The organism is Actinomycetospora cinnamomea, from assembly GCF_003096675.1.
GTDB classification, from domain to species: domain Bacteria; phylum Actinomycetota; class Actinomycetes; order Mycobacteriales; family Pseudonocardiaceae; genus Actinomycetospora; species Actinomycetospora cinnamomea.
In genome coordinates, this window is sequence record NZ_QEKW01000009.1 from 185,432 (window position 1) to 208,045 (window position 22,614).

Consider the following 22,614-nt stretch of genomic DNA (forward strand, 5'->3'; position numbering starts at 1 on the left):
CAGAAGATCACGCACGTGCGCGGAGCGCTGCGGCCACGGCGGTGACGCGGGGGTCGGTGAAGAGGTCGTCGAGGGAGGTCGAGAGGGGGATGCGCCAGTTCGGGTAGGCGTCGACCGTGCCCGGGAGGTTGGGCTGGCGCACGTCGCCGACGACGTCGGTGAACGCCGCGAGCACGATCCGCGAGCGCGCCGTGGCGAGCAGCCGGTGCATCGCCACGATCACCGCGGCCTCGTCGGACGGGTCGTCGACGCCGAAGCCCTCGGACTCCAGCAGGTCGAGCAGCTCGGCGCGGTCCCGCGACGCGTCCTCCCGCGCCGCGTCCACGTCGGTGAGCACCCCCGCCTCGGCACGTGCCCGCACGTGCTCGTCGCGCAGGAACCCCGCCGCCGTCGGCAGGTCGTGGGTGGAGATGCTCGCGAGCGTGTCCGGGTGCCACCGCCGCGGGGGCAGCAGCGCGCCGTCGTCGTCGCGCTGGAACCACAGCACCGCGCAGCCGAGCATCCCGTGCTCGGTGAGCCCCTCGGTGACCTCCGGCTCCACGGTCCCCAGGTCCTCGCCGACCACCACCGCGCCGGCCCGCAACGCCTCGATCGCCACCACGGCGAGCATCGCCCGCGCGTCGTAGTGCACGTACGCGCCCTCGCGCGCGCCGCGCCCCGGCGGGATCCACCACAGCCGCCACAGGCCCGCGACGTGGTCGACGCGCAGGCCGTCGGCGTGCCGCAGCACCGCGCGGATCATCGATCGCAGCGGCGCGTACCCCGACGCGGCCAGCGCGTCCGGTCGCCACGGCGGCAGCGCCCAGTCCTGGCCCTGCTGGTTGAAGTCGTCGGGCGGTGCGCCCACGGTCACCCCCGGTGCCAGCGCCCCGGCCAGCGTCCACGCGTCCGCGCCGCCCGCCGAGCACCCGACGGCCAGGTCGGCGATCAGCCCCACGGCCATCCCCGCCGCGTGTTCGTGGGCGGCGGCGAGCTGCGCGTCGGCCAGGTCGAGGCACCACGCGTGGAACAGCACCCGGTCGGCGAGCTCGGCACGCGCCCGCGCCACGCCGCTGCCGTCCACGTGCCGGAGGTCCTCGGGCCACTCCGCGATGTCGCTGCCGTGGCGTTCGGCCAGCGCGTACCAGGTGGCGACGTCGCGGCGTTCCTCGTCCAGGGCGTCCACGTCCGACGGCGCCGCGGGGTCGTACGGCTGCAGCGTCTCCAGCGCCCGCCGCTTCGCCGCCCACACCGCGTCGTGGTCGACGAGGTCCCCCGACTCGGGTCGCAAGCCGTCCACGGAGGCACGGACCGACGCCGGCGCCGCGCCGTACGCCGCGGTGTCCTCGACGTGGAGGTAGAGCGGGTGCAGGAAACGCCGGGTCGACGGCGAGTACGGCGAGGGCTCCACCTCCGCGGACAGCGCCAGCGCGTGCAGCGGGTTGACCAGCAGCGCGCCGGCCCCCTGCTCGCCCGCGGACCGCTCGAGCAGCACGCGGAGGTCCGCGAAGTCGCCGCCGCCCCACGACCCCGACGACCGCAGCGCGTAGAGCTGCACCATCCAGCCCCACGTCGGCGGCGGCGGCTCCAGCGGCGGCGGCGCGACGATCAGCGTGACGTCCTGCCCCCGGCACGCGAGCCGGTGGTAGCCGACGGGCAGGTCCGCGGGCACCGACCCGCCGACCTCGCGCACCCCGCCGTCCTCCAGCGTGATCCGCCCCGGCGCCGGCAGCGCCCGTCCGTGGCCCTCGTCGACCACCAGCGTCGGCGGCAGCGCGTCGGGATCGCGGTCGCGCAGCTGCTGCAGCGACGCCTCGAGCGCCGCGGGGCTCGAGGCGTCGACGTCGAGGGCGGCGAGGACGTCGACGACGACGTCGCGGTCGACCTCCACCTCGCGCTCGTCGGCGTCGCGATAGCGCACCGCCACACCGTGGGCGGACGCGAGCTCGGCCAGGTCGGGCTCGACGGCCACCGGCTGCTCCTACGGGGTTCGGCGGGACGGGGTGCGCAGGATGTCAGGTGCGGGACGGCGCGGTGTGGGCGGCGTCGGCGCGGCGCCGCGCGCGGGCGGCGACGTCGTCGGCGACGAAGCCCGCCGCCGTACCGGGCCGGCGTACACGACCCAACGCGGCGACCGCGGTCTCGGCGAGCCCGGACAGCGCCGCGGCACGGCGGGCGGCCCAGCCGCGGGCGAGCAGCGCCGCAGCGAGCTCCCGCGCGGCCGTGACGTCACGGCGCGCCCGGCGGGCGAGGGCGCGGAGGTCGTCCGGCGCCTCCGGCGTGGAGCGGGCCGGGTCGGTGGTGGTCAGGTCGGTGGTGGTCAGGTCGGGGGTGGCGGCCGGCGGGGCCAGGGTGGTGTCGATCGGTTCGTGGAGCACGATCACCTTCCGTCGTCGTGCCCCCGGGATCGGCGGGCGCGGATCACGGGAAACGTGACGCTCACGCGGGCTCGAGCAGGTGCTTCTCGCGCACCAGCGGCAACGACAGCGTTCGGTAGCCGCCCTCGTCGAACAGCACGACGACCGACTCCTCGGCGACGGTCGTGACCGTGCCGCGGCCCCACTGCTCGTGCTGCACGGCCTCGCCGGGGACGGGGTCACCCTCCTGCCGGACGCCCTCCTCGTGCAGCCCCGACCGGTCGCCGGGGTCGCCGGGGTGCCCGGCATCGCACTCGTCGCAGTACCCGCACGGCTCGTCGCGCGGCTCACCGAGCGTCTCGAGCAACGTCCGGCGCCGGCACCCGGTCGACTCGGCGTAGCGGCGCACCAGCTCGACCTTGCTGACCTCGCGCTCCCGACGACGCGTGACCAGCCCGGCCGCCTCGGCGGCGAGCTCGGCGACGTCGATGCCGTCGCTGCCGTCGCTGCCGAGCGCGTCGCCGGGGGCGAGCCTGCGCCCGGGCAGACGGCGCACCGCCCCCAGCGCGACCAGCGCCGGCACGGCCCGGGACAGCGCGGCCTTCGACAGCCCTGCCGGCTCGGCGAGCGAGCCCTGGTCGACGCCGTCGGGGTTCTGGGCGACGGCGGCGAGCACCGTCGACAGCGCCTCGGGCCCGGCGTCCCGGCCGGACGCGAAGAGCTTGGGGCGGGTGAGGTCCTGCGGGCGGTGGAACAGCACCGCGGTCGCGGGCTGCCCGTCGCGGCCCGCGCGGCCGACCTCCTGGTGGTAGGCGTCGATCGAGGTCGGGGTGTCGCCGTGGACCACCCAGCGGACGTCGGGCTTGTCGATGCCCATGCCGAACGCGCTGGTCGCGACCACGACCGGCACCTCGCCGGCCATGAACGCGTCCTGGATGCGGCCGCGCTCGGCGGCCTTCATCCCCCCGTGGTAGGCCTCGGTGGCGACAAGACCACCCCCCTCGTCACGCAGCCGGTCGCGCACCAGCTCGGTGTGGCGGCGCGTGGTGACGTAGACGATGCCCGCGGCTCCGTCAGCGGCGAGCCCGGTGACCTCGCGGACCACGCGGTCCCACTTCGTGTCCTCGGAGTGCACGAGGTGGGCGGCGAGGTGGATGTTCGGGCGGTCGGGGTCGCGCACCACCACGCAGGCGTCGGGGACGCCGAGCAGCTCGAGGATCTCCCCGCGGGCGGGCACCGACGCCGTCGCGGTCAGCCCCAGCACCCGCGGGTGGCCCAGGCGGCGGCGGGCGACGGCGAGGGTGAGGTAGTCGGGGCGGAAGTCGGGGCCCCAGTCGCACACGCAGTGCACCTCGTCGACGGCCAGCAGCGGCGGTGCGCCCTGCGCCAGCGCGTCGAGCACGTCGGCGCGCGCGAGCTGCTCGGGCGAGGTGACGAGCACGTCGAGGTCGCCGGCACCGAACACGTCCAGCACCTCGGAGCGCTTCCCCTTCGCCAGCGTCGAGTTGAGGATCTCCGCGCGCAGGCCCGCGTCCACGAGGTGGGACACCTGGTCGTGGTGCAGCGACAGCGTCGGTGACACCACCACGGTCGGTCCGCCCAGCACCTGGCCGGTCACGGCGTACACCGCGGTCTTGCCGGCGGCGGGGGGCAGGACGGCCAGGCAGTCGTCGACGAGCGCGCCGAGCACCGCGTCGCGCTGGCCGTCGCCGAGCTCGGCGCCCTCGCCGAGCACCCGGGCGGTGGCCGCGGCGACGGCGTCCAGGGCCTCGGGGGTGACGGGCCCGCAGGGGCCCAGGAGTCCCTCGTCGGAGCGGGAGGAGGAGTCGGTCACCGGCGGGTGGTAGCCGACCGGGCGCCGCCGGAAACGGGGCGTTCGGTGCGTACACCCGGGGGGTAGCCCGGCCCGGTGGAACTGGTGCACATGGAGCCCTACGGCCCCGGTTACGGGCGTCGCAAGCGGGGGAAGGGCTTCAGTTACTTCGACCGGGAGACCGGCGAGACGGTGGCCGACGCCGCCACCCTGGACCGCATCAAGGCGATCGTCATCCCGCCGGCGTGGGAGGACGTCTGGATCTGCCCGGACCCCGACGGCCACATCCAGGCCGTCGGCAACGACGCCGCGGGTCGACGGCAGTACCGGTACCACGAGGAGTGGACCAGGCAACGCGACCAGGAGAAGTTCGTCCGCGTCGCGCGCCTGGGCCACGTGCTCGACGGCGCGCGCGAGGAGATCACCGCGCGCCTGGCCGGCAGCCGGGGTCTCGGGCGCGACCGGGTGCTCGCCGGCGCGGTCTGGATGCTCGACCTCGGGGTCTTCCGCGTCGGCGGCGAGGAGTACGCCAGCGACGACTCGCCCGGCGACGCGTCGTTCGGCCTCGCCACCCTGCGCCGCGAGCACGCGATCGCCCGGCGCGATGGCGGCGTGGAGTTCAGCTACACCGCGAAGTCCGGCGTGCCCCGGCGCGTCACCCTCTACGACGAGCACGTCCACGGTCTCGTGACCTCGCTCAAGCGCCGTCGCGGGGGCGGCGAGGACCTGCTGGCCTACCGGCGCGGCGGGCGCGGTGGCGACCGCGGTCCGTGGCACGACGTCACCGCCCAGGACGTCAACGACGCGGTGCGCGAGCTGATCGGCGACGAGTTCACGGCCAAGGACCTGCGCACCTGGAATGCCGGGGTGCAGGCCGCGGTGGCGCTCGCGGGGGAGTGCGACGAGTCGGGCTGTCCGCCGCGTGCGCAGCGCCGCCGCCGCAGCGCGGTGACGAAGACGATGAAGACGGTCGCCGAGCAGCTCGGCAACACGCCGGCGGTGACCAAGCGCTCCTACGTCGACCCGGTGCTCGTCTCCCACTTCGAGAGCGGGCGCACGATCGCCCGGGTCCTGCGCGAGGGCGCCGGGGACGACGACCACGCCGTGCGGGCGCGGATCGAGCGGGCCGTCCTCGAGCTGCTCGACGAACGCCTCGCCGGCGGCGCCGACACGGTGGCCGTGGCCGCGGCCTGACCGGCGGTTGCGGCCGGCCGGCTCAGACCGTCTCCATCTCCGCCCACACGGTCTTGCCGTCGCGGTGCGCCTCGACGCCCCAGGTCCGCGCCACCGCGGCCACCATCGCCAGGCCGCGCCCGCGCGGGGCGGAGGGGTCGGGCAGGTGCGCCTCGGGGAGAACCGTCAGGTCGAAGTCGCGCACGGTCAGGCGCAGCGAGTGGTCACGGCGCCACACCTCGACCACGGACGCGCTGGAGGCGTGCTCCACGGCGTTGGTGACGAGCTCGGTGACGACGATCTCAGCGGCCTCGCGCGTGTCCTCGTCGATGCCCCAGTGCCGGCAGACCCGCCGCACGTGGCCGCGGGCGTCACCGGGGGCGCGGGGGTCGACGTCGAAGTGCCAGTACCCGCGCAGTACCTCGGGGCGGTCGTCGAGGTGGGCGACCGCGGTGGGGACGTCCGGATGGACGGGGACGCGCTGGGCGACGCGGGAGGTGACGAGCAGGGCCGCGAGGGTGGCGTCGGGAGCGGCGAGCACGAGCCGCACGTCGGGCCATTCCCCGGCGCGGGCGGCGGCCTCGGAGAAGGCGTGCACGGCGCCGGAGTGCGTCAGCGACACCCCGGAGAGGTCGACGACCACGCCGCCGTGCCGGGTGAGCAGGTGGCAGAGCCGGTCCACGAGCGGCCCGGCGGTCCGCTCGGAGAGCGGCCCGCGCAGGGTGAGGACGAGCGGTGTCCCGGGCGCGCCGGGATCGACGGGATCCCCGTCGGCGGCGGCCGCCTCGTCGTCCGCGTCGCTGTGCCCCACCGTCTCGAGGGCCAGCTCGATACTCGTGTCCACCACTCACCTCCGGCCCCTGGTACCCCGCCGTCTCCCCACCCAAGCACGGGCTCGTCGACGCCTCGCGGCGGCTGGGTCGACGCGACGGGTGCGCCGCGGCACGACATGATGAGGCGCATGAGCGAGCAGGACGAACGGCCCTCCTCCGCCCTCGCCGCGGCCGCCGCCTCCGGGGCGGGCGACGGCGCCGGCACGGGGGACCTGGTGGCCTCGCCCGGCGCGGTGATGAGGGTGGCCGGCATGGTCGGCAAGCTCGTCGAGGAGGTGCGGGCGGCCCCGCTCGACGAAGCGGGACGCGCGCGGCTCGCCGACATCCACGAGCGCTCGATCCAGGAGCTCGAGCAGGGGCTCGCGCCCGAGCTGCGCGACGAGCTGCACCGCATCACGCTGCCGTTCGCGGGGGAGGTGGCGCCGTCGCAGGCCGAGCTGCGGATTGCCCAGGCCCAGCTGCTGGGGTGGCTCGAGGGCCTCTTCCACGGCATCCAGAGCGCCGTGCTCGCGCAGCAGATGGCGGCGCGGGGCCAGCTCGAGCAGATGCGTCAGGGTCGTGGGGTGGCCGGCGTGCCGGGCCGGGCGGCCACGGCGGGGGAGGGCGGCGGCCAGTACCTGTGAGCCGCCGCCGGCGGCTGACGGGTCGACGGGCGGGTCAGCGGGACGGGTCAGCGGGCCTCGTAGACGACGGCGCCCCGCTCGGCGTCGCCGGACCGTCCGCGCAGCGCGAGGCGACGCTCGTCCTCGGTCAGTCCGCCCCAGACGCCGTAGGGCTCGCGGGTGGCGAGCGCGTGGCGGCGGCACGGCTCGATCACGGGGCAGGAGGCGCAGACCTTCTTGGCCTCGGCGGCGCGGTGCTCGCGGCGCGGGCCACGCTCACCGTCGGGGTGGAAGAAGAAGCTCGAGTCCATCCCGCGGCAGGCCCCGTGGAGCTGCCAGTCCCACTCGTCGATGATCGGGCCGGGCAGCAGGCGGATGTCGGCCATGGCGTTCCTCCCAGTCGGGGGGCCCGGACGGAGGAGCTGTACCCCCGGCTCGGTCCTGTGGCGCCGGTATCCCCTCGGGCCTGCGGCGGCAAACACCCTCGAACGGCCCAGGACACGCCACGATGGTGGAGCGTGCGGATGTGACCGGGCCGGGGGCGGCGTGTCGAGGTGTCCACGGGGGGTGACGAGTAGGCTGTCGCCCACTACCCGCTACGTTGCGGCGGGACGGGCGACGAGTGCGGCGCCGTCCCGCGACCGACTCGGAGCGGACCGACCCACCGGAGGGGGACCAGACGTCGTGGCCACCGATGACGACCTCACTGCTGAGGACCCGCTCGGCGTCGACGTGCAGCGGTCGAACGGCGCGTCGGTGATCCGGCTGGCCGGCGAGATCGACATGCTGACGACGCCCGCGCTGCGCGCGAAGGTGAACGAGGAGCTCCAGGGCAAGCCCTCGGTGCTCGTGCTCGACATGCTCTCGGTCGAGTTCCTGGGCTCCAGCGGCCTGGCGCTGCTGGTCGAGGCCCTCGACGAGTCGCGCAACCGCGACGTCGCGCTGCGTCTCGTGGCGAACTCGCGTCCGGTGAGCCGGCCGCTGCAGGCCACCGGGCTCACCGACCTGTTCGCGCTCTACCCGTCGGTCGAGGCCGCCCTCGCCGGGTGACCGGGCCGGGGGCCTGCCGCCCTCCCCGGCTCCGCCGATACGGTGGCGCCGCCATCGACCTCCTCACCTGCCGCGAACGGAGATCAGCAGCCGTGCAGACGCCGGAACCGCAGCAGCGTGATCGCTCGTCCACCGCCACCGATCCCGGTGCCGGCGGCCCCGGCGGGCTGGCCGAGACCCCGACGCCGGTCGAGGTCCGCGTGCACGCCGACCCGGCGCTGATCCCGTCGGTCCGCGCCGTCGCGGCCGACCTCGCCGCCCGCGCCGACTTCGACCTCGACGCCGTGTCCGACCTGCGGATGGCGGTCGACGAGGCCTGCTCGGCGCTGGTGCCGCTGGCCCGCGAGGGCGGCCAGCTGCGGTGCGGGTTCGCCATGGCCGACGGCCGGATCGACGTGATCTGCCGCGTCCCGGTGTCGGACGGGGCCACGCTGCGCCAGGACACGTTCGGCTGGCGCGTGCTCACCACGCTCACCGACGACGCCCAGGTCCTCGACGCCGACCCCGAGTGGCTCGGCATCCACCTGCGCAAGCAACGGCTCAACCCGTGAGCGAGCCGGCGCGCGCCCTCGCGGGCGACGCGGAGGGGCCGTCGCCGCGCTCCTCGTCGGGCTCCCGCAACGAAGACTCCTACGAGCACCTCGTCCCGCTGCTCACCGAGCACGCGGGGTTGCCGGCGGACGACCCCCGGCGCGAGGCCCTGCGCGATCGCCTCGTCGAGGGCTACCTGCCGCTCGCCCGGCACATCGCCCGGCGCTTCGCCCAGCGTGGCGAGCCCCAGGAGGACCTCGAGCAGGTCGCCACGGTCGGCCTGATCCACGCGGTCGACCGCTTCTCCCCGGAGCGCGGCTCGGACTTCCTGTCCTACGCGGTGCCCACGATCACCGGCGAGGTGCGGCGCTACTTCCGCGACAAGGCGTGGTCGACGCGCGTGCCCCGCCGGCTCAAGGACCTGCGACTGGCCATCGGGTCGGCGATGCCGCAGCTGTCCCAGCAGCTCAACCGCGCGCCCACCGCCGGCGAGCTCGCCGAGCACCTGCAGCGCAGCCGCGAGGAGGTGCTCGAGGCCCTCGAGGCCGCCAACGCCTACCGGTCGAGCTCGCTGGACGACATGCTCGTCGACGACCCGTCGTCCGGGCGCCTGGCCGACGTGCTGGGCAGCGCCGACGCCGAGCTCGAGCAGGTCGAGCACCGCGAGACCGTCCAGCCGGCCCTGCGCAAGCTCCCCGAGCGCGAGCGCACCATCGTGATGCTGCGCTTCTTCGGCGGCATGACGCAGACCCAGATCGCCGAGCGCGTCGGCGTCTCGCAGATGCACGTCTCCCGCCTGCTCACCCGCACCCTCGCGACCCTGCGCGCCGACCTCACCGATTCGCCCCCGTCCTGAGCCCCGCGCCGACCCCGACGTCGGCGTTCGCTGGCGGATCGAACACGGGGTGTTCGAGCAATGCGGCTTTGCTGGCGTCAGACGCCAGAAACGCCACATCCTCGCGTGCACGACACGCCGGGCGTGAACAGGGCCCGCAGGTCACACGGTGACGGGCAGGCTCTGGTAGCTCCGCAGCAACAGTGACCGCCGTCGGACCGCCCCCGGGACCCGACGCAGCGACGGGGTCCGTTCGGCCAGGGCCGCGAGCGCGACACGCCCTTCGAGCCGGGCCAGCGGCGCACCGAGGCAGTAGTGGATGCCCCCGGAGAACGCCAGGTGCTCGCCCTTCGTCGGCCGGTCGAGGTCGAACACGTCGGGGTCGTCGTGCACCTCCGGGTCGCGGCCGGCGGCCCCGAGCATCGCCATGACCACCGTGCCGGGTGTGACGTCGCGCTCGCCCAGCCGGACCGTCTCGTGCGGGGTGCGGGCGGTGAACTGGATGGGCGCGTCGAGGCGCAGGCTCTCCTCGACGGCGTCGCCGCTACGCGCCGGGTCGGCGGCGAGCTGCGCCCAGGGCTCGCGGGCGTCGGTCATCGCGGCGACGGCGTTGCCCAGCAGGGTGCTCGTCGTCTCGAACCCCGCGAGCAGCAGCAGCGCGGCCAGGCTGATCGTCTCGTGGGTGTCGACGTCCTCGGCGGCGAGGTGGCTGAGGAGATCGTCGGCCGGGTCGTGGCGCCGGCGCTCGAGCAGGCCGCCCAGCAGCCCCCGCAGCTCGGCGACGGCGGCGTCGAGACGGTGCAGCGCGCGCAGCGACCGCACCCCGCCGAGCCCCGCCCCGACCGCCTGCCCCCACCGCGCGAACACGTCCGCGTCGTCGTCGGGGACCCCCAGGATCTCCGCGATGACGGCGACGGGCAGCGGGGTCGCGACGTCCGCGACGAGGTCGAAGCGCCCACGCCGGGCCGCGTCGTCGGCCAGCCGTTCCGCGAGCCGGGTGGCCAGCGGCTCGTACGCGTTCACCCGCGCCGGCGTGAACCAGCCGCCGACCAACCGCCGCAGCCTCGTGTGCTCGGGCGGGTCCATCCCGAGGAAGGACAGGTCGACGGGCTCGAGCAGCGGGTCACGCCCGCCGTCGACGGAGCCGCCGAGCGAACCCCCGGACCGCGTCCGGACCATGAACCGGCGGTCACGGACGAGGTCGCGGCACATGGCGGCGGTGGCGACGACGAGCACGCCGCTGCGGCTCGGGTACGGCTGGGCGGCCTCCCGCAGGCGGCGCTGGATGGGCACGGGGTCGTCGATCCAGGGCCGGTAGAGCAGGCGGAGCACCGGGTCGCCGGCCAGCGCCAACGCGAGGCCCCCGGTACGAACGACCGCCAGCCGCGCGCCGAGCGCGACGTCGCGACGCAGGTCCATGACGCGATCCTGCTCGGCGCCGGCACGCGGTGGAAGCCAGCCGGCGACCTCGTCGTCGGACGCCGACGTAGCCCCCCGCCGCGCCGGCGATTCCCGGCGTGTCGCGCCCGCGACGATGTGGTGATCCTGGCGTTGAACGCCAGCAAAGCCGCATTGCTCGAACACCCCGTGTTCGAGCACGAAGGCCCGCCGCGGGTCGGTCACTTCAGCGCGTGGCGGCCCTCGGCGTCGCGGCGGGTGCGGCCCTGTTTCGCCAGGTACTCGAGCAACGGCACGGCGACGCGGCGCGTGGTGCCCAGCGCCTGGCGCGCTTCGGACAGCGTGAACGGCGAGGGCAGGTCCGCCAGCCGGGCGACGGCGACCTCCACCGCGTCCGGCGCCAGGTAGATCCCGTCGCCGACCTTGAGCAGCGCGCCCTCCTTCACCGCCGCGCCCAGTTCGCGACTCCGCAGCCCCAGCTCGGCGAGCCGGTGCGCCTCGGGTGCCTGGAACGGGGCGTCGGCGAGGTCGGCGAGCACGGTCGCCACCGCCTTCCGCACCGTGTCGGGCAGCCCGCCCGCGTCCCGAGCCCGCACCCGCCCACCGACCGCTGCCAGCGACGACGCCGCCGGCTCGGCGAGCACCAGGTCGAGCAGCCGGGGGTCGGGTAGCTCCAGGGCCCGCGCCGCCGCCTTCGCCGGCAGGCCCGGGTCGAGCGGCTGCGCCTCGGCGTGCGCGGCCACCGCGGCCACGAGCCGCTGCGCCAGCACCGTCAGCCACGCCGGGTCGACCAGCCAGCCCGCCGCCCCGGGGACGTCGGACGGCACCTCGGCGCCCAGCGCGACGAGGTCGTCACGCCGCATCAGGCGCCGCCGCGCGAGCTCGTCGGCGGCGTCCGGCACGCCCTCGGCCGCCGCCAGCTCCCCGGCGCGCGCCTTCGCGGCCCCCCGCCGGCGCAGCGCGGGCGGGCGCACGTCGAGCACGATCACCCCGCCCAGCACCCGGTGCGCGCCCGGGTCGCGCAGCAGCGCGCGGTCACCGGGGCGCAGCGGCAGCGCCTCGCGCAGCGTCAGGCGCACCGTCCGGGTCACGCCCGACGGGTCGTCGGGGGCGTCCTCCCGCGACAGCGGACGCACGCGCGCGGCCACCGCCGCCGAGCCGACGTGCAGCATCACCTGCTGCGGCAGGTCCACCGCGGCCGTCGCGCCGCGCGGCGGCCCGACGCGGACGTCGACGACGTCGCCGCGCAGCCACCGGCCGGGCGTGGTCAGCGCGTCGCCCCGCCCGATCTCGTCGAGCCCCACCCCGCGCAGGTTCAGCGCGACGCGCGCGACGGCGCGCACGGGGTCGACGCTCTCCCCGAGCGCCTGCATCCCCCGCACGACGACCGTCCGCTCGCCGAGCGCCAGCTCGTCCCCGACGCGGATCGTGCCCGCCCCCAGCGTCCCGGTGACCACCGTCCCCGCACCGCGCACCGTGAACGCGCGGTCCACCCACAAGCGGACGTCGGCGTCCAGGTCGGGCTGCGGCAGCCCGCCGACCAGGTCGGCCAGCGCGGCACGCAGGGCGTCGAGGCCCGCGCCGGTCGCCCCCGACACGCACACCGCCGGCAGCCGCCCCAGCGACGACTCCGCGAGGTGCTCGAGCGCCTCGTCCCGCGCCAGCTCCGGGTCGGCGAGGTCGCTGCGGGTGACGACGAGCAGCCCGTGGCGCACCCCGAGCGCGTCGAGCGCGTCGAGGTGCTCGGTGGACTGAGGCATCCACCCCGAGTCGGCGGCGACCACGAACATCGTCGCCGGCACCGGACCGACGCCCGCGAGCATCTGCGTCACGAACCGCTCGTGGCCGGGGACGTCGACGAACGCGACGGGTTCCTCGAGACCCGCGAACCTCGTCCACGCGAACCCCAGGTCGATCGTCATGCCCCGGCGCCGCTCCTCGGCCCACCGGTCGGGCTCCATCCCGGTGAGCGCCCGGACCAGCGTCGACTTGCCGTGGTCGACGTGGCCGGCGGTGGCGACCACCCTCATCGCAGGACCCGGGCGAGCGCCGCCGCCAGCCGCGCGTCGGCCTCCGGCGGCACCGACCGCAGGTCGACCACGCAGCGCCCCTGCTCGACGCGCGCCACGACGGGATCCTCACCGGCCCGCAGCGCGTCCGCCGCCGCGGCGGGCAGCGCCACGCCCGCGCTGGGCAGCGCCACCCCCGGCGCGCCGCCCCCGCCGACCTCGGCGTCGCACGCGACGACCTCGACCGCCCCACCGACGCGCGCGGCCAGGGTCTCGGCCCGCGCCCGCAGCTCCGACACGGGGACCTCGAGCATCGCCCGCACCGGCGGCGTCGGCCCCCGCAGCGTCGCCTCCAGCGCGGCGAGGGTCAGCTTGTCGACCCGCAACGCCCGGGCCAGGGGGTGGCGGCGCAGGCCCTGCACGAGGTCGGCGTCACCGAGCAGCAGCCCCGCCTGGGGGCCGCCGAGCAGCTTGTCCCCGGACGCGGTCACCAGCGGGACGCCGTCGCGCAGCTCGCTCGCCGCGTCGGGCTCGGCGGGCAGCAGCGGGTGCGGCGCGAGCAGCCCGGACCCGATGTCACTGACCACCGGCACCCCGAGGTCGGTCAACGAGCCCGCCGGCACCGACGACGTGAACCCGGTGACGACGAAGTTCGACGGGTGGACCTTGAGGATCATCCCGGTCTGCGGGCCGACCGCCGCGGCGTAGTCCTCGCGGCGCACGCGGTTGGTGGTGCCGACCTCCCGCAGCCGGGCACCGGTGGACTCCAGCAGGTCGGGCAGCCGAAAGCCGTCGCCGATCTCGACCATCTCGCCGCGGGCGATGACGATCTCACCCCCGGCGGCCAGCGCCGTCGCGGCCAGGGTCAGCGCCGCGGCCCCGTTGTTCACCACGTGCACACCCCCGGCGTCCGGGACCGCCGCGGCCAGCGCCGCGAGCGCGCCCGCGCCGCGCCGCCCGCGCCCGCCCGTCGCGAGGTCGAGCTCGACGTCGGTGGTGCCCGCCGCCGCGTCGAGGGCGTCGCGCGCGGCGCCGGACAGCGGTGCGCGCCCGAGGTTGGTGTGCAGCAGGACGCCGGTCGCGTTGATCACCGGCCGCATCGAGGCGGCCGTGCGCGGCAGCGTCGCGACGACCTCGTCGGCCACCGCCTCCGGGGCGATCTCTCCGGCTCGGGCGCGGCCCTGTGCCGCGACCACGACCTCCTTGACCCGCGCACGCCCGAGCGTGGCGAGCGCCTGCCCCAGCCGGGCGTCGGCGAGCACGGCGTCGGTGCGCGGCACCCGCCGGCGGGGGTCCTCACTCATCGAGGCCCATCTTGGCGCTTCGCGCTTGTGAGTGCTTGTCCGTGCCCCAGCACGGACAAGCACTCACAAGCCATCAGGCAAAGGCCCGATCCGAGGGCGCCGTGTCCACCTGGTTCGTCGCCTGCCGCGCCCGGATGCGCTCGCGCTGGGGGACGACGATGTGCGCGGGGTCGTTGGCCGACGCGATCCCCGCGTCGAACACACCGAAGCGGGTCAGCGCCGACCCCGCCATCAGCGCGAGCCCGGACAGCGCCGCCGACCACCGCCGCCGACGCCCCAGCACCGCGCCCACGGCGCCGGCGGCCAGGCACGCCTTCGACGCCTTCATCAGCACCCCGGCGCGGCCCTTGCCGTACACGTCGCCGAGCAGGCCGAGCCTGCGCTCCATCACCTCGCCCGCGACGAGCTCCACCGCCGCGCCCCCGACGGCCAGGCGCGCGGCCGGCAGGTTGTCGCGCACCGACGACCCGACCAGGCCCATGCCCCCACCGGCGGCGGCGGCGCTGCCCGCGAACACGATCGGCAGCTCCCGGTGCGCCTCGTGCCAGGTCGGCACGGCGGTGTTGGAGAACAGCACGGCGGTGTAGGTGGCAAGCGCCGGCCCGATCACCGCGGCCACGACCCCGGAGGCGTCGCCGGCGCGACGCACCAGGCCCGTCACCTCCGACGCCGCGGTGGCCGCCGCGAAGGTCGCGAACGGCGAGAGGATCCACGTGCCCACCGACAGCGGCGACGTCGGCTTGAGCACCCGCAGCATGTGCAGGAACCGCGACGGGCGGTGCAGGTCGTGGACGAGGAAGGCGGTGCCGCCGACGGCACCGCCGGCCGCGGCGAGCCGCCCGGTGCGCCGCAGGGTCGGCCGGCCCGTGGCCGCGCCGAGCGCCCCGAGCCCGGCCGACGTGCCGGCCAGGCCGCCGAGGAACAGGTACAGCGGGACGTCCGGGTTCTTCCACACCGGCGCCTTGATGATCGGCCGGCCGTAGTACGAGCGGAAGTCGGCCTCGGGAACCTGCAGCTGCTCGCCCTTGCGCCCGCGGCGCTTCCCGCTGCCGCGGTCGCGGTCGTCGCCCCGGTCGTGCCCGAACCGCTCGGGCATCTCCGTGTTCGCGTCGGTCACCGCCGACCCCCCTTCCAGAACGCCGCGACGAGCGCCGCACCCAGCCCGACGGCGGTCAGCGCGGCGTTGCGCCACATCTCGGGCAGGTCGCGGGTGGTGACGATCGGGTCCGGCGGCATCCCGTAGACCTCGGGCTCGTCGAGCAGCAGGAAGAACGCCCCGTCGCCACCGACGCCGTCGTCGGGGTCCCGGCCGTAGAGGCGGGCCTCGTGCACCCCGCGCCCGTGGAGTTCGGCCAGCCGGGCGTCGGCGGCGGCCTGCAGCTCGTCGAGGTCGCCGAACTGGATCGAGTTGGTGGGGCACGCCTTCGCGCACGCCGGCTCGAGGCCCTCGCCGAGACGGTCGTAGCACAGCGTGCACTTGTGGGCGCCGCCGTCGGACTCGCGCACGTCGATGACGCCGTAGGGGCACGACGGGACGCAGTAGCCGCAGCCGTTGCAGATGTCGTCCTGCACCACGACGGTGCCGAACTCGGTACGGAACAGCGCGCCGGTCGGGCAGACGTCGAGGCACCCGGCGTGGGTGCAGTGCTTGCAGACGTCCGAGGACATCAGCCAGCGCACGTCGCGCTCGTCGTCCGGGGTCTGCTGGCCGTGGGCGCCGCCGTCGGGCAGCAGGGCGAGCAGGTCGACGGTGCCCGGCTGGGCGGGATCCGGGCCCGGCGGCGCACTCGCCGCGTCCCGCGGCGTGTGACCGTTGCCGCCGCCGTGCACCGCGGGCAGCCCGGCGGGCAGGAAGCCCGTCTCCTGGCCCCCGTGCGCCGGCGTCGCCGTGCCGTGCGGGCGCACGTCCTCGATGAACGCCACGTGCCGCCAGCTGGAGGCCCCGAGGTCACCGGTGTTGTCGTAGGACATCCCCGTGAGGCGGTAGAGGTCGGAGGCGTCGGTGCCGTCGTCGGGCACCAGGTTCCACTCCTTGCACGCCACCTCGCAGGCCTTGCAGCCGATGCACACCGAGGTGTCGGTGAAGAAGCCGACCCGCTTGGGGTGCGCGTCCGACCAGCCGGCGTCGGTCTGGGGATCGGGCAGCGGGCCGGACAGCGAGTTCGCCGTCCCCGTGAACGCATCGAAGAGGTTGGTCACGTGATGCCTCCCGGCTCCACCCCGGCCTTGCGCCGGTGGGACTCGACGAACTCGAGCAGCGCGGGTCCGCGGGGTCGACGCCCGGGCTGGATGTCGCAGGTGGCCACCTTCGACTCCTGGATGTGCACGTTGGGGTCCATGGTCACGCCGAGCAGGTCGTTCGCCGGGTCGCCGACGGACAGGCCGTTGGACCCCCAGTGGTAGGGCAGTCCGATCTGGTGGACGACGTGGTCCCCGATCCGCAGGGGCTTCATGCGCTCGGTCACGACGACGCGCGCCTCGATCGCCGTGCGCGTCGAGATCAGCGTCGCCCACCCGAGGTGCTCGAGGCCCCGCTCGGCGGCCAGGGCGGGGGAGACCTCGCAGAAGAACTCCGGCTGGAGCTCGGAGAGGTAGCCCAGGAAGCGGCTCATGCCGCCGGCGGTGTGGTGCTCGGTGAGCCGGTAGGTGAGGAAGACGTAGGGGTAGGTGTCCGACATCGCCGGGTTGAGCCGGTTCCAGGCGCGGTCGATGTCCTCGCGCGCCGGGTTGTCCTGCTGGTCGTGCAGCAGGTTGGCCACCGGCGACTCGACCGGCTCGTAGTGCGTGGGCATCGGCCCGTCGGCCAGCCCCGTCGGCGCGTACAGCCACGCCTTGCCGTCGGCCTGCATGATGAACGCGTCGGTGCCGGCGAGGGCGTCCTCGTACTGCGCGCCCTCCGGCGGCCGGTACGACGGCGCCTTGGTGGCCTCGAAGTCGGGCACGTCGTGCCCGGTCCACCGCCCCGCGTCGGCGTCCCACCACACGTAGGCCTTGCGCTCGCTCCACGGCCGTCCCTCGGCGTCGGCCGAGGCCCGGTTGTAGAGCGTGCGCCGGTTCGCCGGCCACGCCCAGCCCCACTCGGCCGCGACCCAGTCCTGCTCGGACCCGGGCTTGCGCCGGTCGGCCTGGTTGACGCCGCCGGCGTACACACCGGTGTAGATCCAGCAGCCGCCCGACGTGGAGCCGTCGGCCGTCATCTGCGTGTAGCTCGACAACGGGTTCCCGTCGGCGTCGAATCCGTTGATCTCCGCCAGCACCGACTCCGGGTCCGGCTCGGAGTGCACCCCGAACGTCGGGTAGTCCCAGGTGAGGTCGAGGATCGGACGGTCGCGCTCGATCTGCTCGGCTGTGGGTGTCCCACGGCGGTGGGCCTCGGCCAGCTTCTCCCGGATCCTCCGTCCCAGGTGGAAGTAGAAGTGCAGCTCCGAGCGGGCGTCACCCGGGGGGTGCACGGCCTCCCGGCGCCACTGCAGCAGCCGCTGGGTGTTGGTGAACGTCCCCGACTTCTCGGTGTGGTTCGCGCACGGGAGGAAGAAGACCTCGGTGCCGATCTCCTCGGTGCGCAGCTCGCCGGTCTCGATCTCGGGGCCGTCCTTCCAGAACGACGCCGACTCGATCATCTGCATGTCGCGGACGACGAGCCACTCGAGGTTCGCCAGCCCGAGGCGCTGCATCTTGCCGTTGGCGTGGCCGACCGCGGGGTTCTCGCCGACGAGGAAGTAGCCGTAGGTCTTGCGGTCGATCTGGTCGCGGACGATGCCGTACGTGCCGTGGTTGCCGGTCAGCCGCGGCAGGTAGTCGAACGCGAAGTCGTTCTCCGGCGTCGCCGCGTCGCCCCACCACGCCTTGAGCAGGCTGACGAGGTAGGCGTCCATGTGGCCCCAGAAGCCCGTCTTCGCCGCGTCCGCGTCGAGGAAGCTCTGCAGATCGGTGTGCAGGTGCGCGTTGGGCATCGGGATGTAGCCCGGCAGCAGGTCGTACAGCGTGGGGATGTCGGTGGAGCCCTGGATCGACGCGTGGCCGCGCAGCGCGAGGATGCCGCCCCCGGGGCGGCCCATGTTGCCCAGCAGCGTCTGCAGGATCGCCGCGGCGCGGATGTACTGCGCGCCGACCGTGTGGTGCGTCCAGCCCACGGAGTAGACCCACGCGGTCGTCCGGTCACGGCCGGAGTTCCGCGTGATCGCGCGGGCGACCTCCAGGAACTGTTCGACGCTCATGCCGCACACCTGCGACACGGCCTCGGGGGTGTAGCGGGCGTAGTGCCGTTTGAGCACCTGGTACACGCAGCGGGGGTGCTGCAGCGTGTCGTCGCGCTCGGGCGCGGCCGGCGCGTGCGCCTGCTCGCCGGCGCCCCCGGCGGTGTCCGACGCGTGCGCGGCGTGGTGCTCGCGCAGCTCGGGCTCCCAGTGGTCGCGCTGGCCGGCGGCCGGGGCCTCGTAGACCCCTCCCTCCATCTGCCAGGAGATGGGGTCGTAGCGCCCGGTCTCGGGGTCGTAGCCCGAGAAGATGCCGCTGACGTCGGCGTCGGCGAAGTCCTCCCCGACGATCTCGGACGCGTTGGTGAAGGTCGTGACGTACTCGCGGAAGTCGAGCTCGTTGTCGAGCACGTAGTGGATCAGTCCGCCGAGGAACGCGATGTCGGTGCCCGCCCGGAACGGGACGTGCAGGTCCGCGACCGCGCTGGTGCGGGTGAAGCGCGGGTCGACGTGGATGATCGTCGCCCCGCGGGCCTTCGCCTCCATCACCCACTGGAAGCCCACCGGGTGGGCCTCCGCCATGTTGGAGCCCTCGATGACGATGCAGTCGGCGAACTGCAGGTCCTGCTGGAAGTTCGAGGCGCCGCCGCGGCCGAAGCTGGTCCCCAGACCGGGGACGGTGGCGCTGTGTCAAATGCGCGCCTGGTTCTCCACCTGGATCGCCCCGAGCGCCATGAACAGCTTCTTGATGAGGTAGTTCTCCTCGTTGTCCAGCGTCGCGCCGCCCAGGCTCGAGAAGCCCAGCGTGCGCCGCAGGACGCGGCCCTCGTCGTCGGTGTCCTGCCAGCCCTTGCGGCGGGCGTCGATCACCCGGTCGGCGATCATGTCGACCGCGGTGTCGAGGTCCAGGTCCTCCCACTCGGTGCCGTACGGGCGCCGGTAGCGCACCGTCGTCACCCGCGTCGGGGAGGTGACCAGCGACGTCGACGCCGACCCCTTGGGGCAGAGCCGTCCGCGGGAGACCGGCGAGTCGGGGTCGCCCTCGATCTGGGTCACGCGCCCGTCCCGGACGTAGATGTTCTGCCCGCAGCCGACCGCGCAGTACGGGCACACCGACTTGACGACCTCGTCCGCGCCGTGCGTGCGCGCCTCGAGGGTGCGGGTCCGCGGCGACTGGACGGCGGCGCCCCGCGCGAGCGGGTCGGGACCGGTCGCCTGGCGGACCATCGGCCACTCGCCGAGCCACGTGCGGACGCCCATCGAGGTCCTCCCGGGGGGTCGAGGAGGTCGTGCTGCGGTGGTGGTGTTGGCGGAGGCGGACGGGAATCGAACCCGCCTGGCCGAGATGCTCGACCACTACGGTGTTGAAGACCGCGGGGGCCACCAGGCACCCAGACGCCTCCGCTCGGGAGCCTAGGTGCGGCCCCGGCCCGGCGCAGATCGGGGCGCGCCGGGGTGGGCGGCCGCCGGCGGGGGAACAGGACCGGCGTGTGGACCGCGAGCGACACCCGGCCCCCGGCCGCCGCCGTCGTGCTGCCGTCGAGCCCGGTCCCCCGATGACGGCGCCCGACCTCGTCCCCGACCTCGTCCTGGGCGTCGACATCGGCACCACGGCCACCAAGGCCGTCGCCTTCGCCCCCGACGGCACCGAGCACGGCCGCGGCGAGTCCCCGCACCGGCTCGACGAGCCCGAGCCCGGCGCCGCCGTCCAGGACCCCGAGGCGCTCTGGGAGGCCGTCGGCGACGCGGTGCGCGACGCGGTCGCCGACCTCGATCCCGCGCGCGTGGCCACCGTCGCCTTCAGCTCGGCGATGCACGGGCTGCTCGCCCTCGACGCCGAGGGCGACCCCGTCGGGCCGCTCATGACCTGGGCGGACAGCCGCGCCACCGAGACGGCCCGCGAGCTGCGCCGACGGGACGGCGCGCTGGCCCTGCACCGGCGCACCGGCACGCCGATCCACCCGATGAGCCCGCTGGTGAAGCTGGCCTGGCTGCGCCGCGCCCGCCCGAGCCTGCACGCCACGGCGCACACGTGGGGCGGGGTCAAGGAGTTCGTGCTGGCCCGGGCCGCCGGGGCCCGCGTCGCCGACACCTCCGGGGCCTCGGGCACCGGGCTGCTCGACCTCGCCACCGGCACCTGGGATCCGGAGGCCCTCGACATCGCCGGCATCGCCGCCGACGCGCTGGGCGAACCCGTGGCGCCCACCGCGGTCGTCGGCCGGCTGCGCGTGCGCGACTGGGGCCTGCCCACCGGTGTGCCCGTCGTCGCCGGGGGTGGGGACGGGCCGCTGGCGAACCTGGGGGTCGGCGGCGTCCGCCCCGGCGTGGCCGCCTGCTCGATCGGCACCAGCGGGGCCCTGCGCGTCACCGTCGACCGCCCCGCCGTCGACCCCCGCGGCCGCGTGTTCTGCTACGGCCTGGCCGACCAGCGGTGGGTGGTGGGCGGGGCGATCACCAACGGCGGGCTGGTGCTCGACTGGGCGCGGGAGACGCTGCACCGCGACGTCGACGACCTGCTCGCCGCGGCCGCCGCCGTCCCCGCCGGCGCCGACGGCCTGCTCGCGCTGCCCCACCTGCTCGCCGAGCGTGCGCCGCACTGGGATTCCGTCGGTGCCGGGGCGTTCGTCGGCCTGCACCGTCGCCACGGCGCCGGCCACGTCACGCGCGCCCTGCTCGAGGGCGTGTGCCTGCAGCTGCGGCTCGTGCTGGACGCGATGCGCGAGGCCGGCCAGGCGGTGGACGAGGTCCGCGCCACGGGCGGGGCCACGCGCAGCGAGCTCTGGCGCCGCCTGCTCACCGACGCTCTTGGCCTGCCCGTCGGTTTCCCCGCCGTCGACCAGGGCTCGGCGTTCGGCGCCGCCCTGCTCGGGATGCAGGGCGTCGGGCTGCTGCCGCCCGGACCCGAGGGCCTCGAGGCCGCGGCCGAGCGCGTGCCGCTCGGCGAGACGCTGCACCCCGGCCCCGACGCGGAGGTGTACGACGCGCGCCTGCCGCTGTTCGAGCAGGTCCACGCCGCGCTCGCGGACGTCGGCGCGGCGTTGGACCGTTAGCCGGCGGGCGCGGTCACCCCACGGCCGGGTCGGTCGCGTCGGCGACGGCCTCGAGCTCGACCAGCGCCTCCTCGAGGTGACCCAGCAGGCGTTGCAGGTGCGGCACGGCCCGCCGGTCGCCGGTCAGGCCGAACTCCATGTCGTCCGCGTAGGACATGGCGGTGATGTTGAGCGCCTGGCCGTCGAGGGGCACCGAGATCGGGTAGATGCCGTCGAGCTTCGCGCCCTCCCAGTACAGCGGGTCCTTCGGGCCGGGCACGTTCGAGATGATCAGGTTGAAGCCCTGGTTGACCGCCGACGATCCGGGCACCAGGCCCAGGCCGATGGGGGCGGCCACGACGGCGCTGAGCGCGGCCACCGTCATCGGGTCGCGGCCCTGCAGGTTCTGCTTCGCGGCGAGACCGGACTGCCGGATCCTGCGCAGTCGCTCGGCGGGGTCCGGCTCGTCGGTCGCGAGGCTGACGAGGATCGCGCCGAGGGCGTTGCCGGACCCGGAGTCCTCGAGCGCGACCGGAAGCGCCGCCACCAGCGGCTTCGTCGGCAGGCCGTCGCGCTCGGAGAGGTAGCGCCGCAGGGCACCCGCGCTCATGGCCAGGACCACGTCGTTGAACGTCGTGCCCGTGCGCTCCCGCACGCGCTGGATGCGCTTGATCGGCCAGGACTGCGCGGCGAACCGACGCGCGCCCGTGATCGGCACGTTGAGCATGCTCGGTGGCGCCTCGAACGGCAGCGCCAGGTCGTCGGAGACCAGCCCGCGGTAGAGCGACCCCAGCAGCGCCGGACCGACGTTGAGCGTCTGGCCCACGGTCTCGGCGAGCGTCCCCGCGGTGCGCAGCGCCCCGCCGACGTACTCGCGCGCCGACCCGATGACCCCCGACGGTGCGGGCGCCGACTCGCCGACCGGTCGGCTGCTGCGCCCCGGCCGCGGGTCGACCGCCCAGAACGGCTCCATGTCGCGCCGCTCGGGGTCGGTGCTCAGCGCCTTCTCGAGGTGCCGCATCGCGCGCACCCCGTCCATCATCGCGTGGTGGATCTTGCTGTAGACCGCGAAGCGGTCGCCCTCCACGCCCTCGATGAGGTGGAACTCCCAGAGCGGGCGGTGCCGGTCGAGCAGGCTCCCGTGCAGGCGGGACACGAGCTCGAGCAGCTCGCGGATGCGGCCCGGGCGCGGCAGCGCGGAGAGCCGCACGTGGTACTCGATGTCGATGTCGTCGTCGTTCACCCAGGCCCACTGGCCCAGCGTCGACACCCCGCGCATCGCCCGACGGCGGAACAGCGGCGCCACGTCGACGTCGCCGCTGACGAGCCGGCGGTGCAGGTCGGCGAGGTAGTCGGGGCCCGCGCCCTCGGGGCGGTCGAAGAGCATCAGCGACCCGACGTGGGTGGGCCGTTCGCGCGACTCCGCCAGCAGGAACATCGCGTCCCGGAACGACATCGTCGCCATCGACACCCCTCCCGACCCCCGAGCCCCACCCGATGCGCCG

18 protein-coding genes and 1 tRNA gene are annotated in these 22,614 nt (G+C 75.4%); 6 read left to right on the forward strand and 13 right to left on the reverse strand.

The window, feature by feature from the left end; translation table 11 throughout:
• Positions 1-7: 7 nt before the first annotated feature.
• From C8D89_RS18030 to C8D89_RS18040, 3 genes are all read right to left on the reverse strand, one after another.
• Positions 8-1,951 carry a 4-alpha-glucanotransferase gene (locus tag C8D89_RS18030; protein ID WP_116709501.1) on the reverse strand — a complete coding sequence of 648 codons (1,944 nt, stop codon included), beginning with the start codon at positions 1,949-1,951 and terminating at the stop codon, positions 8-10.
• Between the two features lie 43 nt (positions 1,952-1,994).
• Positions 1,995-2,357, reverse strand: a complete 363-nt coding sequence (locus C8D89_RS18035; RefSeq protein ID WP_133251957.1) for a hypothetical protein — start codon at positions 2,355-2,357, stop codon at positions 1,995-1,997.
• Between the two features lie 61 nt (positions 2,358-2,418).
• Positions 2,419-4,170 carry a RecQ family ATP-dependent DNA helicase gene (locus tag C8D89_RS18040; RefSeq protein WP_165825781.1) on the reverse strand — a complete coding sequence of 584 codons (1,752 nt, stop codon included), beginning with the start codon at positions 4,168-4,170 and terminating at the stop codon, positions 2,419-2,421.
• 75 nt (positions 4,171-4,245) lie between these two features.
• Between C8D89_RS18040 and C8D89_RS18045 the strand changes: the two genes are divergently transcribed.
• On the forward strand, positions 4,246-5,343 hold the full coding sequence (locus C8D89_RS18045; RefSeq protein WP_243418207.1) for a DNA topoisomerase IB: 1,098 nt from the start codon (positions 4,246-4,248) through the stop codon (positions 5,341-5,343).
• A gap of 22 nt (positions 5,344-5,365) precedes the next feature.
• On the opposite strand, the gene C8D89_RS18050 is transcribed toward C8D89_RS18045, so the two are convergent.
• Positions 5,366-6,166 carry an ATP-binding protein gene (locus C8D89_RS18050; protein ID WP_165825782.1) on the reverse strand — a complete coding sequence of 267 codons (801 nt, stop codon included), beginning with the start codon at positions 6,164-6,166 and terminating at the stop codon, positions 5,366-5,368.
• A gap of 108 nt (positions 6,167-6,274) precedes the next feature.
• Here C8D89_RS18050 and C8D89_RS18055 point away from each other — a divergent pair, with 108 nt between their 5' ends.
• Entirely contained in the window at positions 6,275-6,778 is a 504-nt protein-coding gene (locus C8D89_RS18055; RefSeq protein WP_423717158.1) for a bacterial proteasome activator family protein, read from the forward strand.
• 47 nt (positions 6,779-6,825) lie between these two features.
• Here the strand turns inward: C8D89_RS18055 and C8D89_RS18060 are convergent, their stop codons facing one another.
• Complete coding sequence (locus C8D89_RS18060; protein WP_116709507.1) at positions 6,826-7,143, reverse strand: WhiB family transcriptional regulator; 318 nt, start codon at positions 7,141-7,143, stop codon at positions 6,826-6,828.
• Positions 7,144-7,441: 298 nt separating this feature from the next.
• Between C8D89_RS18060 and C8D89_RS29360 the strand changes: the two genes are divergently transcribed.
• The 3 genes from C8D89_RS29360 (at position 7,442) to C8D89_RS18075 (ending at position 9,194) form a co-directional block, all read left to right on the forward strand.
• The gene (locus C8D89_RS29360) at positions 7,442-7,807 is read left to right on the forward strand and encodes an anti-sigma factor antagonist (RefSeq protein WP_165825783.1); all 366 of its coding nucleotides are present in this window, start codon (positions 7,442-7,444) and stop codon (positions 7,805-7,807) included.
• Between the two features lie 92 nt (positions 7,808-7,899).
• Positions 7,900-8,358 (forward strand): ATP-binding protein, encoded by a 459-nt coding sequence (locus tag C8D89_RS18070; RefSeq protein WP_116709509.1) that lies wholly within the window; start codon positions 7,900-7,902, stop codon positions 8,356-8,358.
• Positions 8,355-9,194 carry an RNA polymerase sigma factor SigF gene (locus tag C8D89_RS18075; RefSeq protein ID WP_116709510.1) on the forward strand — a complete coding sequence of 280 codons (840 nt, stop codon included), beginning with the start codon at positions 8,355-8,357 and terminating at the stop codon, positions 9,192-9,194. Before C8D89_RS18070 ends, C8D89_RS18075 begins: the two co-directional genes overlap by 4 nt.
• A gap of 141 nt (positions 9,195-9,335) precedes the next feature.
• Here the strand turns inward: C8D89_RS18075 and C8D89_RS18080 are convergent, their stop codons facing one another.
• From C8D89_RS18080 to C8D89_RS18115, 7 genes are all read right to left on the reverse strand, one after another.
• Positions 9,336-10,592, reverse strand: coding sequence for a cytochrome P450 (locus C8D89_RS18080; RefSeq protein ID WP_116709511.1), 1,257 nt, complete (start codon positions 10,590-10,592; stop codon positions 9,336-9,338).
• A gap of 200 nt (positions 10,593-10,792) precedes the next feature.
• Entirely contained in the window at positions 10,793-12,601 is a 1,809-nt protein-coding gene (gene selB / locus C8D89_RS18085; protein ID WP_116709512.1) for a selenocysteine-specific translation elongation factor, read from the reverse strand.
• Positions 12,598-13,884, reverse strand: a complete 1,287-nt coding sequence (gene selA, locus C8D89_RS18090) for an L-seryl-tRNA(Sec) selenium transferase (RefSeq protein WP_116709513.1) — start codon at positions 13,882-13,884, stop codon at positions 12,598-12,600. Before selA ends, selB begins: the two co-directional genes overlap by 4 nt.
• Positions 13,885-13,957: 73 nt before the next feature.
• Entirely contained in the window at positions 13,958-15,001 is a 1,044-nt protein-coding gene (gene nrfD / locus C8D89_RS18095; RefSeq protein ID WP_243418209.1) for an NrfD/PsrC family molybdoenzyme membrane anchor subunit, read from the reverse strand.
• Entirely contained in the window at positions 14,998-16,083 is a 1,086-nt protein-coding gene (locus C8D89_RS18100; RefSeq protein ID WP_116709514.1) for a 4Fe-4S dicluster domain-containing protein, read from the reverse strand. Before C8D89_RS18100 ends, nrfD begins: the two co-directional genes overlap by 4 nt.
• A complete protein-coding gene (gene fdh / locus C8D89_RS18105; protein ID WP_243418210.1) occupies positions 16,080-19,340 on the reverse strand; it encodes a formate dehydrogenase in 3,261 nt (1,086 codons plus the stop codon). The genes C8D89_RS18100 and fdh overlap by 4 nt, the downstream gene beginning before the upstream one ends.
• Positions 19,341-19,387: 47 nt before the next feature.
• Positions 19,388-19,483 (reverse strand) — tRNA-Sec (locus tag C8D89_RS18115).
• Positions 19,484-19,636: 153 nt separating this feature from the next.
• Here C8D89_RS18115 and C8D89_RS18120 point away from each other — a divergent pair.
• A complete protein-coding gene (locus C8D89_RS18120) occupies positions 19,637-21,130 on the forward strand; it encodes a gluconokinase (RefSeq protein WP_116709517.1) in 1,494 nt (497 codons plus the stop codon).
• Positions 21,131-21,143: 13 nt separating this feature from the next.
• Here C8D89_RS18120 and C8D89_RS18125 read toward each other — a convergent pair whose 3' ends face one another.
• Complete coding sequence (locus tag C8D89_RS18125) at positions 21,144-22,574, reverse strand: WS/DGAT/MGAT family O-acyltransferase (RefSeq protein WP_116709518.1); 1,431 nt, start codon at positions 22,572-22,574, stop codon at positions 21,144-21,146.
• Positions 22,575-22,614: the final 40 nt, after the last annotated feature.

Bases quoted from the DNA above. Each gene is read 5' to 3' on its own strand.
- C8D89_RS18080 (WP_116709511.1), bottom strand. From the start codon at position 10,592: ATGGACCTGCGTCGCGACGTCGCGCTCGGCGCGCGGCTGGCGGTCGTT.
- C8D89_RS18060 (WP_116709507.1), bottom strand. From the start codon at position 7,143: ATGGCCGACATCCGCCTGCTGCCCGGCCCGATCATCGACGAGTGGGAC.
- C8D89_RS18125 (WP_116709518.1), bottom strand. From the start codon at position 22,574: ATGGCGACGATGTCGTTCCGGGACGCGATGTTCCTGCTGGCGGAGTCG.
- selB (WP_116709512.1), bottom strand. From the start codon at position 12,601: ATGAGGGTGGTCGCCACCGCCGGCCACGTCGACCACGGCAAGTCGACG.
- selA (WP_116709513.1), bottom strand. From the start codon at position 13,884: ATGAGTGAGGACCCCCGCCGGCGGGTGCCGCGCACCGACGCCGTGCTC.
- C8D89_RS18055 (WP_423717158.1), top strand. From the start codon at position 6,275: ATGAGGCGCATGAGCGAGCAGGACGAACGGCCCTCCTCCGCCCTCGCC.
- C8D89_RS18120 (WP_116709517.1), top strand. From the start codon at position 19,637: ATGACGGCGCCCGACCTCGTCCCCGACCTCGTCCTGGGCGTCGACATC.